Origin of the sequence: Vogesella mureinivorans, assembly GCF_007644035.1 — a bacterium.
Taxonomy (GTDB): domain Bacteria; phylum Pseudomonadota; class Gammaproteobacteria; order Burkholderiales; family Chromobacteriaceae; genus Vogesella; species Vogesella mureinivorans.
On the sequence record NZ_VMTV02000165.1, the window covers coordinates 83,358 to 96,579 of the forward strand.

13 protein-coding genes are annotated in these 13,222 nt (G+C 62.5%); 8 read left to right on the plus strand and 5 right to left on the minus strand.

Annotation, left to right across the window (positions count from 1 at the left end; genetic code table 11):
• Positions 1–10 precede the first annotated feature (10 nt).
• Positions 11–1,663 (minus strand): methyl-accepting chemotaxis protein, encoded by a 1,653-nt coding sequence (locus FLQ44_RS05995; protein ID WP_147693528.1) that lies wholly within the window; start codon positions 1,661–1,663, stop codon positions 11–13.
• Between the two features lie 183 nt (positions 1,664–1,846).
• Positions 1,847–2,395, minus strand: a complete 549-nt coding sequence (locus FLQ44_RS06000) for a gamma carbonic anhydrase family protein (protein ID WP_147693529.1) — start codon at positions 2,393–2,395, stop codon at positions 1,847–1,849.
• 69 nt (positions 2,396–2,464) lie between these two features.
• Between FLQ44_RS06000 and FLQ44_RS06005 the strand changes: the two genes are divergently transcribed.
• The 4 genes from FLQ44_RS06005 (at position 2,465) to FLQ44_RS06020 (ending at position 6,815) form a co-directional block, all read left to right on the plus strand.
• Positions 2,465–4,507: a M3 family metallopeptidase gene (locus FLQ44_RS06005; protein ID WP_147693530.1), complete on the plus strand. Its 2,043-nt coding sequence runs from the start codon at positions 2,465–2,467 to the stop codon at positions 4,505–4,507.
• 346 nt (positions 4,508–4,853) lie between these two features.
• Complete coding sequence (locus FLQ44_RS06010; RefSeq protein WP_147693531.1) at positions 4,854–5,162, plus strand: hypothetical protein; 309 nt, start codon at positions 4,854–4,856, stop codon at positions 5,160–5,162.
• A gap of 185 nt (positions 5,163–5,347) precedes the next feature.
• Positions 5,348–6,349, plus strand: coding sequence for a CE1 family esterase (locus tag FLQ44_RS06015; protein WP_206208687.1), 1,002 nt, complete (start codon positions 5,348–5,350; stop codon positions 6,347–6,349).
• An 88-nt stretch (positions 6,350–6,437) separates the two neighbouring features.
• Entirely contained in the window at positions 6,438–6,815 is a 378-nt protein-coding gene (locus FLQ44_RS06020; RefSeq protein ID WP_147693532.1) for a VOC family protein, read from the plus strand.
• A 214-nt stretch (positions 6,816–7,029) separates the two neighbouring features.
• On the opposite strand, the gene FLQ44_RS06025 is transcribed toward FLQ44_RS06020, so the two are convergent.
• Both FLQ44_RS06025 and FLQ44_RS06030 read right to left on the minus strand, forming a co-directional pair.
• Entirely contained in the window at positions 7,030–7,647 is a 618-nt protein-coding gene (locus FLQ44_RS06025; protein WP_147693533.1) for a LysE family translocator, read from the minus strand.
• A 192-nt stretch (positions 7,648–7,839) separates the two neighbouring features.
• Positions 7,840–8,025: a hypothetical protein gene (locus tag FLQ44_RS06030; RefSeq protein WP_147693534.1), complete on the minus strand. Its 186-nt coding sequence runs from the start codon at positions 8,023–8,025 to the stop codon at positions 7,840–7,842.
• 207 nt (positions 8,026–8,232) lie between these two features.
• Between FLQ44_RS06030 and xth the strand changes: the two genes are divergently transcribed.
• Both xth and FLQ44_RS06040 read left to right on the plus strand, forming a co-directional pair.
• Positions 8,233–9,003 (plus strand): exodeoxyribonuclease III, encoded by a 771-nt coding sequence (xth, locus tag FLQ44_RS06035; protein ID WP_147693535.1) that lies wholly within the window; start codon positions 8,233–8,235, stop codon positions 9,001–9,003.
• A 295-nt stretch (positions 9,004–9,298) separates the two neighbouring features.
• Positions 9,299–9,502 carry a cold-shock protein gene (locus tag FLQ44_RS06040; RefSeq protein WP_017508689.1) on the plus strand — a complete coding sequence of 68 codons (204 nt, stop codon included), beginning with the start codon at positions 9,299–9,301 and terminating at the stop codon, positions 9,500–9,502.
• Between the two features lie 103 nt (positions 9,503–9,605).
• Here the strand turns inward: FLQ44_RS06040 and FLQ44_RS06045 are convergent, their stop codons facing one another.
• Complete coding sequence (locus FLQ44_RS06045) at positions 9,606–10,148, minus strand: DUF1523 family protein (protein ID WP_170252840.1); 543 nt, start codon at positions 10,146–10,148, stop codon at positions 9,606–9,608.
• Between the two features lie 189 nt (positions 10,149–10,337).
• On the opposite strand from FLQ44_RS06045, the gene FLQ44_RS06050 reads away from it, so the two are divergent.
• Positions 10,338–10,976, plus strand: coding sequence for a ribonuclease T2 family protein (locus FLQ44_RS06050; RefSeq protein WP_147693536.1), 639 nt, complete (start codon positions 10,338–10,340; stop codon positions 10,974–10,976).
• A 17-nt stretch (positions 10,977–10,993) separates the two neighbouring features.
• Complete coding sequence (locus FLQ44_RS06055; protein ID WP_170252842.1) at positions 10,994–13,177, plus strand: patatin-like phospholipase family protein; 2,184 nt, start codon at positions 10,994–10,996, stop codon at positions 13,175–13,177.
• Positions 13,178–13,222: the final 45 nt, after the last annotated feature.

Genomic DNA, 13,222 nt, shown 5'->3' on the forward strand with positions numbered 1-13,222 from the left:
GGGAGGTGACTCAGGCGGCGGCACGCAGGGCGTGGCGATCACCCGGTAGAGTGGTGGGCGGTGTGCGGCCAACCTTGGCGTGCGGCTGGGTGCGGAACCAGGCCAGATCCTGGTTCAGCTGCTGCGAGGCGTCGGTCAGGCGGCCCATGGCCGGGGCCAGGGTTTGCATCTGGCCAAAGATGCCGGCGGCCAGCGTGGCCACTTCGTCGCCCTGGCTCACGATATTGTCGCTGGCCATGTGCTGTGCCTGGCGCGCTTCTTCGATGTCTTTCATGGCCTGGCGGAAGGCCGACATGGCCTGGTCGGCTTGCAGTAGCGCGTTGTTCAGTGTTTCTTGCGCGCCGATGCTGTGCTCGCCGGCCAGGTGGGCTTCGCTCATGGTAGCGGCCAGCGCCTGGCTGGCCGACTCTACCCGCAACAGGGTGTCGAAGATGCGCGCCGTGGCGCTTTCGGTGCGCTCGGACAGCTTGCGCACTTCGTCGGCCACCACGGCAAAGCCGCGGCCTGCTTCGCCTGCGCGGGCGGCTTCGATGGCGGCGTTCAGCGCCAGCAGGTTGGTTTGCTCGGCCACATCGCGAATCAGGGTGCTGATCTGGGCAATGTCGCGGATGGCGGTTTTGAGCTGCTCGGCGTCGTTGACGCCACCTTGCAGGCGCACGGACAGCTTGTGCAGGGTGTCGGCAGTACCGGTGGCCAGGCTGCGTGCATGGCCGGTGCGCTCGCTGCCGCTATCGGCCTGGCTTACGGCCTGCTGCAGCGCCTGGCTGATGCGCTGGTTACCGCCGGCAATCTGGCCTGCGGCGGCACGGGTGTTTTCTGCCTTGTCAGCTTGCTGCTGCGTCACGGTGATCACCTGGCCGGTGAGCGCCAGGATGCTGCGCGCCTCGTGCTCGCTCTGCGCGGCAGTGCTGCGTACGGTGGCCAGCAGGGTGGCCAGCTTGTCCAGAAAACGGTTGATGTGGCGGGCGGCTTGCGACAGCTCGTCGGCACCGTTTACCGGCAGGCGGGCGGCCAGGTCACCTTCGCCCAGCTGGTCGGCCGCACGCTGCATGGCGGCAATCTGCCCTTTCAGCCGGCGCGCCAGCAGGACTTGCGATAGCACCACAATCACGCTGGCCAGGCCCAGCGGGCCCAGTACCAGCATGACCAGCCGGCTGAGCGCGCCTTGCATGGCGGTTTCGGCTTGTGCCAGCAGCTGGCGCTCCGACACCAGGCGCTGGTCGATCAGGCCGGCCAAAGGCTGCAGGCTCATCTTGTAGGCTTCTTCGGGGATGGACAGCGCGTCCTCTGGCGAGGTTTCGGCAATCTTGATGGCCGACAGCAGGTTGGTGTGGTACGCCTGCCAGTGCTGGCTGGCTTGTTTGGCAAAGCTGTCGCGCTCTGCGGCAGGCAGCCCGGTGACGATAGCGGCAATCAGCTGGCGGCTGCTTTTATTTACGCTGGCCAGCTGGGCGGCCGTGTCTGGCAGCAGCGGGTCGGCGCGCGATAGCGATAGCACCTCGGCTTTCAGCGTTTGCAGGTTGGCCGATAGCAGCTGCCGGCTACGGTATTGTTCGAAGTCACTGCGTAGCGACCACAGCTGCTGGCTGCTCAGTAGCATCACTGCCAGCAGGCAGCCAAGTGTGAGGATAACGGTGAGCCACAGCCGTTTAACAAGCGTCATTTTAAATCCATCCTTATCAAAGCTGGCCGCAGTGTAGAGGGTCAACGTTACTGATAGATGACAATTCATCACAATGACGCATGGGTGTAACCGTGGCCGGTTTTAGCCCATCGGGTACATGAAAAAAGCGCCTGTCTTGTAGACTAGGCGCTATTCGTTAAGAATCTGTGAACAATGGTGGCGTCAGCCTGCTGCAATACTGGCCTTGTGTTTGTCCATGACCTTCACGTAGTGCTCGGCGGAGTATTTGAAATACGCCAGCTCGCCCTCGGTGAGGGGCCGCACCTGTTTTACCGGGTTGCCCAGGTACAGGTAGCCGCTTTCCAGCCGCTTGTTGGGCGGCACCAGGCTGCCGGCGCCAATCAGCACGCGGTCTTCGATCATGGCGCGGTCCAGGATGATGCTGCCGATGCCGATGAGCACTTCGTTGCCGATGGTGCAGCCGTGCAGGGTAACGTGGTGGCCGATGGTGACATGGCGGCCAATCACCAGCGGCGCGCCTTGCGGGTCGCTGTCTTTGCGGTGGCTCACGTGCAGCATGGCAAAGTCCTGCACATTGCTGCCTTCGCCTATGCTGATGCTGTTCACGTCGCCGCGTACCACGGCGCAGGGCCATACTGAAACGTTGGCCGCCAGGCTGACTTCGCCGATTACCACGGCGGCGTCGTCGATATAGCAGCTGGCGTCGATCTGCGGCTGGTGGCCATCATAGGAACGGATATTGCGATTCACGGATTTGTCCTTATCTAGAATACGTTTCTGCGCGCACGCTGCGGCGCCACTCTTAACAGGATGCCAAACATGACCCCTAATCCGCTACTGGACTTTAGCGATCTGCCGCGTTTTGCCGCGATCAAACCCGAACACGTTACCCCGGCGCTGGACGTGCTGCTGGCCGAGGCCCGTGCCGCAGTAGAGCAGGTGATCGCCGCTGGCGGCGACGACTGGGACAGCGTGTCCGAGCCGCTGTCCGACGCCACCGAGCGCCTGGGCCGCGCCTGGGGCGTGGTGGGGCACCTCAATAGCGTGATGGGCAATACCGATGGCCTGCGCGAGGTGTACAACGCCGAAATCCCGCGCATTTCGGCTTTCTTTACCGAGCTGGGGCAAAACCTGGACTTGTTTGCCCGCTTCAAGGCGGTGGCGGCCAACCCGGCCTTTGCCACGGCCAGCGCGGCGCGCCAGAAAATCATCGCCAACGACCTGCGTGATTTCCGCCTGTCTGGCGCCGAGCTGCCGGATGCGCAGAAAGCGCGCTTTGCCGAGATCTCCAGCCGATTGGCCGAGCTGTCTAGCCAGTTTTCGCAAAACGTGATGGACGCCACCGACAGCTTTAGCCTGTTGATCGACGACGCCGCCGAGCTGGCCGGCATTCCGGAAGACAGCCTGGCCATGTACGCCGCCATCGCCGAAGCCGACGGCCAGCCGGGCAAATACAAGCTGGGCCTGCAGTTTCCGCTGCTGTTCCCGGTGCTGCAGTACGCCGACAACCGTGCGCTGCGTCAGCAGCTGTACGAAGCCAATGCCAAGCGCGCCAGCGAGTTTGGCCCGGCCGAGCAGGACAACACCGCGCTGATTCGCGAACGCCTGGTGCTGGCCGCCGAAGAGGCGCAGCTGCTGGGCTTTGCCAGCTACGCCGAGCTGTCGCTGTACACCAAGATGGCCGAAACCCCGCAGCAGGTGATCGACTTCCTGCGCGACCTGGCCGCCCGCGCCAAGCCCTACGCGCAGCAGGATCGCGCCGAGCTGGAAGCCTTTGCCCGCGCCGAGCTGGGGCTGGACACGCTGGAGGCATGGGACATCAGCTACGCCGCCGAAAAACTGCGCGTGGCGCGTTATGCGTTTTCCGAGCACGAAGTAAAGCAGTACTTCCCCGAGCCCAAAGTACTGGCCGGTTTGTTCAGCGTGGTGCACAAGCTGTACGGCATTACGGTAACGCAGCAAGACGCCGAAACCTGGCACCCGGACGTGCGCTACTACCAGATCCGCAAAGACGGCGTGCTGCTGGGTGGCTTCTATCTGGATTTGTACGCCCGTGACGGCAAGCGCCCTGGCGCCTGGATGGACGACGTGCGCGGCCGCCGCGTCAAGGCAGGGCAGGTGCAAACCCCGGTGGCCTACCTGGTGTGCAACTTTACCCGCCCGCTGGGCGACAAGCCGGCCACCTTCACGCACGACGAAGTCACCACGTTGTTCCATGAATTCGGCCACGGCCTGCACCATTTGCTGACCCGCGTGGACGAGCTGGGCGTGTCCGGCATCAGCGGCGTGGAGTGGGACGCGGTCGAGCTGCCTAGCCAGTTCATGGAAAACTTCTGCTGGGAATGGGATGTACTGCAGGGCATGAGCGCCCACGTGGATAGCGGCGAGCCGTTGCCGCACGCGCTGTACGACAAGATGCTGGCCGCCAAGAACTTCCAGAGCGGCATGCAGACCGTGCGCCAGCTGGAGTTCTCGCTGTTTGACATGCAGCTGTACACCGCGGCCAACCCTGACACAGTGGACTGGCAGGCCCTGCTGGAGCAGGTGCGCGATGAGGTGGCAGTAAACCGCCCGCCAGCGTACAACCGCTTCCCCAACAGCTTCAGCCACATTTTTGCTGGCGGTTACGCAGCGGGCTACTACAGCTACAAGTGGGCAGAAGTGCTGTCGGCAGATGCCTACGCCGCCTTCGAAGAGGCGGGTGGGGCCAACCCGGCGGTAGGCCACAAGTTCTGGGACGAGGTGTTGGCCGTGGGTGGCAGCCGCTCGGCGCTGGCATCGTTCCGTGCCTTCCGCGGCCGCGACCCGCAAATCGACGCGCTGCTGCGCCACAGTGGCATGAGCGAGCCGGTAGCCGCCTGACCATCGCGCCTGCTGCGGCCAACGTTGGCCGTAGCGGGGCGGTAAAGCACAAGGGCAAGCCATACGGCTTGCCCTTGTGCGTTGAAGCCCAGGCGCGTCTGGCACCATGACACTTGCCGCCAGAGGGGGCGGGCTGTGCTACCGCGCATGTGTCGGCAATATGCATCATGGCGATGGGCTGGTTTATCGATATGTTGGCTGTTATCGATACCGGATAAATTAACAATGGCGATATGTTTTATCGGTAAAAATGACTTGCGATAGGGTGTTTCCGTTCTGGGCACATCTGCCTTGAGGGGGGTGTAGCCGGGATGCCATTTACGGTATGGAAACAGGAGATGTACCCATGAAATCGATCAGCCTTGTCATCGTGGCCGCGTTGCTGGCTACCGCCTGTAGCAGCATGACCGCCATTGGTCAGTACCCGTCTTCGACACCGCCCAAGCTTGTCCGCATGGCAGGCGGCGCGCTGGCCTGGGATAAGCCGGGCGCTTTCGGGCCGGTGCCGCAATCCATGGCGGCAAAAGGCGCGGCGATGTGCGCCACGCTGAGTACCGCTAGCCAGACTTTCCGTGCGCTGGGTTATCACCCGTCGGCACAGAATGAGCAAGGCGAGGCGATAGATGGGGGTGGTTTCTATTGTGTGACGCCTTAAGCGTAACGTGTTGCATGGTGACATTGCCCTGCACGCTTGGCGTGACACCATCTTGGCGGCCTGTACTTTGCAGGCCGCTTTTTTGTTTTATCCACGGACGGCTTTGCATTTGTTAACGACTGCCATTTGAAATGGGTTGCTGCGGGTGTCAGCATGGCTGGGTGAATATTGCCGAGCTTGTCATCATGACCTACCTTGCCCGTCTATTTCACGGCATGGCCCTGCCGCTTGTGTTGCTCGTGGCTGGCTTTTTTCCTGGCGTGCCAGGCCATGCCGGGCCACTACGCGACGCTTTGTCACGGCAGCAGCTATCACCTGCCACGGCAGGGCACACGTTGACTGTGGCGCTGCCACATGCCGGCCGGCAGCGCAGCTTCCTGCTGCATGTGCCGCGCCGTTATCAGCCCGGGCAGCCCTTGCCGCTAGTCCTGGCGCTGCATGGTGGCGGTGGCAATATGGCATTCATGGCGAACGACCGCCATTACGGGCTGACCCGCCATAGCGACCAGGCGGGCTACCTGCTAGCGGTGCCCAATGGCACCGGCGCGCTGGGTGACAAACTGGCCACCTGGAACGCCGGGCGCTGCTGTGGCAAGGCGCGCGACGAAGCGGTAGATGACGTGGCCTTTGCCCGCGCGGTGGTGGCCTGGGTGCAGCAGCACTACACGGTAACCGCGGGGCGCGTGTACGCGGTAGGCATGTCTAATGGCGGCATGATGGCGTACCGGCTGGCGTGCGAGGCGGCGGATGTGTTTGCCGGCATCGCCTCGGTCGCCGGTACCGATAACACGCTGGCTTGCCAGCCAGCACGGCCGCTAGCGGTGCTGCATATCCATGCGCGGGATGACGACCATGTTCTGTTCGATGGTGGTGCCGGGCCAGGGGCGTTTCGCGACGAGCGCAAGGTCACCGATTTCACGTCGGTACCCGCGACCATGGCGCAGTGGCAGGCGCACAACCAGTGCCGCCCGCAGCCGGTGCGCAGCCTGACGGTAGCGGGTGCCTATTGCGAGCGTTATACCGGCTGTGCCGCTGCTAGCGCATTGCAGCTGTGTGTCACCGAGCAAGGTGGCCATAGTTGGCCGGGTGGCGGCCGTACCCGTATCGGCAAGGCGGGCCCTGGCCAGGCGCTGGATGCCAATGACGTGATGTGGGCTTTTTTCAGTGGCTTGCCGCCACGGCCATGATGCTTGCTGAACAGTGTGTGCGCAGGGAGGGCGAGCCAAGCCCGCGTCGGTGCGCTAGCATGACGTTTGCTTTCTTTGGGAGACCATCATGATCAGCCACATCGACCACGTTGTCCTTACCGTTACCGATATCGAAGCGTCGGTAGCCTTTTACTGCCGCGTCTTGCAGATGGAAGCGGTCACCTTTGCCAACGGCCGCCGCGCGCTGCATTTCGGCAACCAGAAGATCAACCTGCAGCTGCTGGGCGAGGAGCCGCGCAACCGTGCCGGTGTCGGCTCGGGCGACCTGTGCCTGATTAGCCGTTGGCCGCTACCGCAGGTGGTAGCCCACCTGCAGGCCGAGGGGGTGGATATTGTCGAGGGCCCGGTGGCCAAGACCGGTGCGCAGGGCACCATCCAGTCGGTGTATTTGCTGGACCCGGACCAGAACCTGATCGAAATCAGCGTGTACCCGCCACAGGCATGACAAGGTTTTTTTGTCAGCAGCGGGAACCAAGCGCGCCGCGCGGGTTCACACTATGACTGTTTGTCTAGCAGGCACAACAGTGAGCGAACTTGACTGTGTTGACCCCCGCCCGGTGCGGGGGCATTTTTTTGTCCCCAGCGCTGTGCGGCGCTGCAGAACGAAACAAGGGCCTTTCGCCATGCGAAAGGCCCTTGTCGCAGGTAACGCTAGCGGCTTAACGCTGCACGGCAGCCAGCATCACACCGGCCAGCACAAACAGCCCGCCCGAGGTGCGCGAGAAACGCTGCAGGCGTTGGCCGTGCGCCAGCCAGCCACCCAGGCGGCCACCGGCAGCGGCCAGCGCCACGGCGACCACCATATCCGCTACCACCCAGGTTGCCGCCATGGTCAGGTACTGCGGCCACAGCTCGCGGCTGGTATCCAGAAAGCGCGGCAGCAAGGCCGAGAAAAACACGGTGTCTTCGGGGTTGCTGACAGCCAGCAAAAACGCCGGGCGAAAGCCGCTCCATAGCGGGCTGACGCGACAGCCCTGCGCCTGGCCCAGCTTGAATGGCTTGCGCCACAGGGTAATACCCAGCCATACCAGGTAGCCGGCCCCCAGCATCTTCACGATATTGAACGCCGCAGGCGACGCAAACAGCAGGGCGGTAATGCCCAGCGCCGACAGGGCCATCAGGGTAAGCGCGCCGGCAGAAAAGCCCAGCGCGTTGGGTACGCCGCCACGGGCGCCATGCTGCGCGCCGTGCGACAGGGTTAGCAGCGGGCCGGGGCCCGGTGCCAGCATCAAGAGCACAATGGTGCCCAGGTACATGATCCAGTTGTGGAAATCCATAGCCAATACTCGTCTGCCCTGGCGTGCGCAGGCAGCATGCGGCCAACGTTGCCACGGTGTGTACCGTGGTGCGCGTAGGCAGGCAGCTAGCGTGCGGGCGGCAAGGCGTTACTGGCTGCTACCGTGCAACAGGCGCGGTGGCAGGCCATGATTCAATCGTTACTGCGGGAAATAGGGCAGAAGCGAGGGGCGCTAACGGGGTGGCTCGGACTGGGTGTCCGGTTCGTCGGCAGGTGTCAGGCTATGGCGGTGGGCAAAGCTGGGGGTGCGCAGGGCAAAGCTCTGGGCAAGCGGGGCAAGGCGGCCACGGTGGGCGGCATTGGTGGGGCACAGCGTGCCCGGGTTTTGCGCGGTTTGGCGCGGTTTTTTGGAAAACAATTTCTGCTTCCGGTGATGACGATGGCGCCATTCTAGGCGGGCTACCACGGCGCTGGCAAGTTTTGTGTCTATTTTATTAATCACGCCATGCCGGTAAGTGGCTGCTTTTATTGGTGATGGTGGCGTGGCGTGTTTGTAATATTAGCCGCGTTGCCAGCCTGCTTGCCACGCGCTATGGTGTCGGCCTGTTATCAAAGGGAGAGCCCCATGCAACTAGCCACCTGGAACGTCAATTCGCTGAAAGTGCGCCTGCCGCACGTGGTGCAATGGCTGGCGGACAACCCCATCGATGTACTGTGCCTGCAAGAACTGAAGATGGACCACCCGGTATTCCCGCTGGCCGATATCGAAGCCGCGGGCTACCAGGCCGTGTGGTTTGGCCAGAAAACCTATAACGGTGTGGCCATCCTGGTAAAAAATGGCCGCACCATCAGCGATGTTGTGCAGGGCATCCCCGGCTATGAAGACGAACAGCGCCGCGTGATTGCCGCCACCATCGATGGCGTACGCGTGATCTGTGCTTATTTCGTGAATGGCGAGGCAGTGGATTCGCCCAAGTACCAATACAAGCTGGGCTGGTTGGCCGCACTGGAAGGCTATGTAGCCAGCGAGCTGGCCCGCTACCCGGATTTTGCCCTGCTGGGCGACTACAACATCGCCCCGGAAGACCGCGATGTATACGACCCGGAAGGCTGGCGCGAGCAGGTGCTGTGCACCACGCCAGAGCGCGACAGCTTCCGCCGCCTGATTGCTATGGGCCTGTCGGATAGCTTCCGGCTATTCAATCAGGAAGACAAGCAATACAGCTGGTGGGATTACCGCGCCATGATGTTCCGCCGCAATATGGGCGTGCGTATCGACCATATCCTGATTACCGACAGCCTGAAGGCGCGTGCTACCGGCTGCGTGATCGACAAAACCCCGCGCAAGTGGGAGCGCCCGTCCGACCACACGCCCGTGGTGCTGACACTGGCGTAAGCCTGCCCTGGCGTGTGCCGGGTGTCATCGCGAAAGGTGTTGCGGCCATGGCCCGTGATGTATGGTTTTAAAATGCATAGCGGGCCGTGGCGAAAAATAAAAAAGCGAAATAGCTTGCCGGGCACGGGCTTAGTGCGTATAACGTGCTGAAGCAAGATTTCAAGCTAGTTGATCCAAAGTTCAGAGTTGTTCCACTTCAAAAGCGGTACTCCATTGTTTCATCCGGTCCCTTCTTGATTATTTCGCTGACAGGCATTTCGCCTAATTTTTTACGTTTTTTCAAAAGGAAGACAAAATGGAAACCGGTACCGTTAAATGGTTCAATGATGCAAAAGGCTTTGGCTTCATCACTCCGGACGCAGGCGGCAACGACCTGTTCGCTCACTTCTCCGAAATCCAGGGCAACGGCTTCAAATCCCTGGCTGAAGGTCAGAAAGTAAGCTACGTATCCGGCATGGGCCAAAAAGGCCCACAAGCTACCAAAATCCAGCCGATGTAATATCGGTTGCCATTTTGCTGGCAATAAAAAAAGCCCCGCTTGCGGGGCTTTTTTCATGTCTGTAGCCAACGCCGGCTAGCGGCGTTGGCGTGCTTGGCAGGGCTTAGTTTATCAGGTCGCCATCTTTGACTACCGGGCGGGTCCAGCGCCAGGTCAGCCGTGCCAGCAGGATGAGCAGCACCCCCCACAGGCTAAAAGCCAGCCAGCGAATGGCGCTCCAGGTGCTGTCGTCGGCATGTGCCAGGCGGATGCTGGTGATATTGGGGTAGAGCGAGAACATATTGATGCGCCAGCCATACGACGAAATATGGGCGGGCTGGCGTGCGTTTTCCAGCGCCCGTGCCGTGGCTTGCACGTCGGATGCGTCAAATTTGAAGTACAGCGGCCAACCCCAGCCGGTGTCTTCGTTACGGTAAACGCGCACATCGTCGATCGCGTGCTGGGTGTAGATCAGGTACATGTCGCGTACCGGCTGGTCGGCCGGGTTCTGTTTGCTGATAGGGCCGTCTTTGTCCGCCAGTTTGACCTCTACGCCGGTAATGGTGGTGATGGCGTGTTCGGGCAGGTAGTAGTCCAGCAGCAGGCTGCCGCCCAAGGCAAACAAGCCCAGTAGCGTCATGCCTGCCTTGCGAAGTTTTGCACGCATTTCTATGGTTTTCCTTTAAAAATCATTGGGTTTAAGGTGTTTTTCACAATTATGCCCCTACACTTGCCACTTGTGCCCGTGATTTTGTGCCCTGTGTGCCATCAAGCTGATGGCATGGTACGCGGGCAGGCCGTTACACTGTAGACCTGCCTAACGGGCCACCTTGCCCCCAGCCTGCCGGAGCTACCCATGCGCTTTTTTCTTGCTGCACTGCTGTCTGCCTTGCTTGCCCCTGCTGCCCACGCGGCAGGGACGCCGGGGCAGTTCGACTACTACGTCATGGCCCTGTCGTGGTCGCCCGATTACTGCGCGGTGCGCCCGGGCGACCGCGAGCAGTGCAGCCGCCAGTATGGCTTTGTCTTGCATGGCCTGTGGCCGCAGTACCAGCGCGGCTACCCGGCAGACTGCAGCCGCGAGCGTTTTGATGAGGGCATGCTGCAGCAGTTTGCCGGCTTGTACCCCAGCCGCAAGCTATACCGCCACGAGTGGGAAAAGCACGGCACCTGCAGTGGCCTGGGCCAGGCGGCCTACCACCAGCTGGCCGCTGGCCTGAAAGCCCGCCTGGCTGTACCGGCAGCCTATCAGGCCCCGGTACAGCCTCTGCGTAAAACCCTGCCCGAGCTGAAAGCCGAGCTGCAGGCGGCCAACCCCTGGCTGGGCCCGCGTGCGCTGGCGGTATCGTGCAGCGGGGGTGGCCGTTTCCTGAAAGAAATCTACCTGTGTACCGACAAGCAGGGCCGCCAGGGCCGGCCGTGCGGTGACGATGTGCTGGCCAGCGAGCGCCGTAGCTGCCGCCAGCCGGACATCCTGGTACGCAGCGTACGTTGATCGCCATGGGAACCACGATGAAAGCAATGTTGGCCGCATGGCTCTGCCTGCATACCCTGTTGGTTTGGGCTGCCGAGCCGGCAGCACCGCGTATCGGTGTGGTACTGGGCGGCGGCGGTGCCCGCGGCTTTGCCCACCTGGGCGTACTGCAGGAGCTGGAAAAGTTACACGTTCCCATCGCCTGTATGGCCGGCACCTCGGCGGGGGCGCTGATTGGCGGTGCCTACGCCAGCGGGCAGCCGTTGGCCGAGCTGGAGCGGCAGTTTGCCGAGGCGGACTGGGAAACCCTGCTCTCCGGCCGGCCACGCCGTCAGGACGTGCCGTACAACCGCAAGCAGAGCGACAGCCGCAATTATTTTGACCTCACCGTGGGTTTTCGCGATGGCAAGTGGCGGCTGCCCAAGGCGGCCATCAACGCCCAGGGCATTGACCTGTTCATTCGCCAGCTGACCCGCGCCCGCAACGAGCCCAGCTTTGACCGGCTCAGCATTCCGTTTCGCGCCCTGGCAACCGATCTGGAGACCGGTGATGCCGTGGTGTTTGACCGTGGCGACCTGAGCCTGGCCATGCGCGCCAGCATGGCGGTGCCGGGCATGTTTGCACCGGTAGAAGCCGACGACCGCATACTGGTAGATGGCGGCATGGCGCGCCAGCTGCCGGTGGAGGAGCTCAAAGGCCGCTGTGCCGATGTGCTGATCGTGATCGATGTGGGTACGCCGCCGGTAGCGCGCGAGCAGCTGGGTAACTTTCTGGACGTGCTGGACCAGACCACCTACCTGATGGTGGCACGCAACAGCCGCGAATCCCTGGCCAAGCTGGGGCCGCAGGATATCCTGATTCGCCCGCAGCTCGATGGGGTGTCGCCTGCCGACTTTGGCGATAACGCGGCGATTATCGAGGCGGGCAGGTTGGCCGCACGTGCCATCGCACCGCAGTTGGTGGCCCTGGCCAGCACCCCCGACCAGTACGCAGCCTGGCAGCAGGCTCGGGCACAGGGCGAGCGCCCGCGTATCGACCGCATTAATGTGGCCGGCAATTTTGACTTTGTCGACCCGCAGGCCATGCAGCAAAAGCTGTTGATTGGCAGCCGCCTGGGGCTGGGGGCGTTGCACCAGAAACTGGGCGAGGTGTTTGCCGAAGGGGACCTGGACAAGCTGGACTACACGCTGCGCCAGCAGGAAGGCCAGCACGTGGCCGATGTGCATCTGCTAGAGCGCCACACCGGGCCAAACTACGTGCGGGGCGGCCTGGAGCTGCGTAGCAGCTCGCAGGGCGATGCCACCTTTTCATTACTGGGCGAGTTCAGGCGCAGCTGGCTCAATAGCCGCGGTGGCAGCTTGCTGGGCGAAGCCAAGCTGGGCGAGGAGCCCACCTTTGGTGCCGAGTGGCAGCAGCCGTTTGATGCCAATTCGCCCGTTTTCCTGAGCCTGGGCAGTAGCCGGCGCGAGAAGCGCTACAGCCTGTATGTCGATAGCCACCAGCCCACGGCAGAGCTGATCCGGCAGACCAATACCGTTAACCTGGATGCCGGCCTGAGCCTGGGCAAGCTGGGGGAGTGGCGCAATGGCTGGTATGCCAGCCGTGACAGCCTGGCGCTGGGTACCGGTTTTCGCGGTATGCTGGACCTGAGCGATGCCAAGTCCCGTGAGCAAGGTTTGCGCAGCAAGCTGGTGCTGGACCAGCTGGATAACCCGCGCTGGCCACGCAATGGCTATGCCTTGCAGCTGGAAGCGCGCAAGCCGCTGCACCGTACCGACGACCCCAACCCGCAACCCAGTGCGTCGTTCATGATCGACACCGTCACTACCGATCGTCACGATATCAGCTGGCGCTTTACCCTGCGCGGTGGCTACAGCGACAAGAACGACGCGGCCGAAGTGTTCGAGCTGGGGGGATTCCGCAACGTATCCGGCTACCAGCCCGGCGAGCTGCTGGGGCACCAGATGGCCTTTGCCCGTGGCATGGTGTCGTGGCGTGTGTCCAGCCTGCCTTCGGCGCTGGGTTCCGGCTTGTATGTGGGCGCATCGGCCGAAATAGGGCGTGTGTGGGCCACCTTGCCGCTGGCGCAAGATACCCGCTGGCTGCCTGCCGGGTCGCTTTTCGTGGGGGCCGATACCATTCTGGGGCCGGTTTTCATGGGGGTGGGGCATGGCAAGAAAGGCCAGCTCACCGGCTACTTTAACCTGGGGCTGGAGTACTAGCGCTGCGGCCAACCTTTGCGGCCAACCTTTAAGCCGGCTCACCTG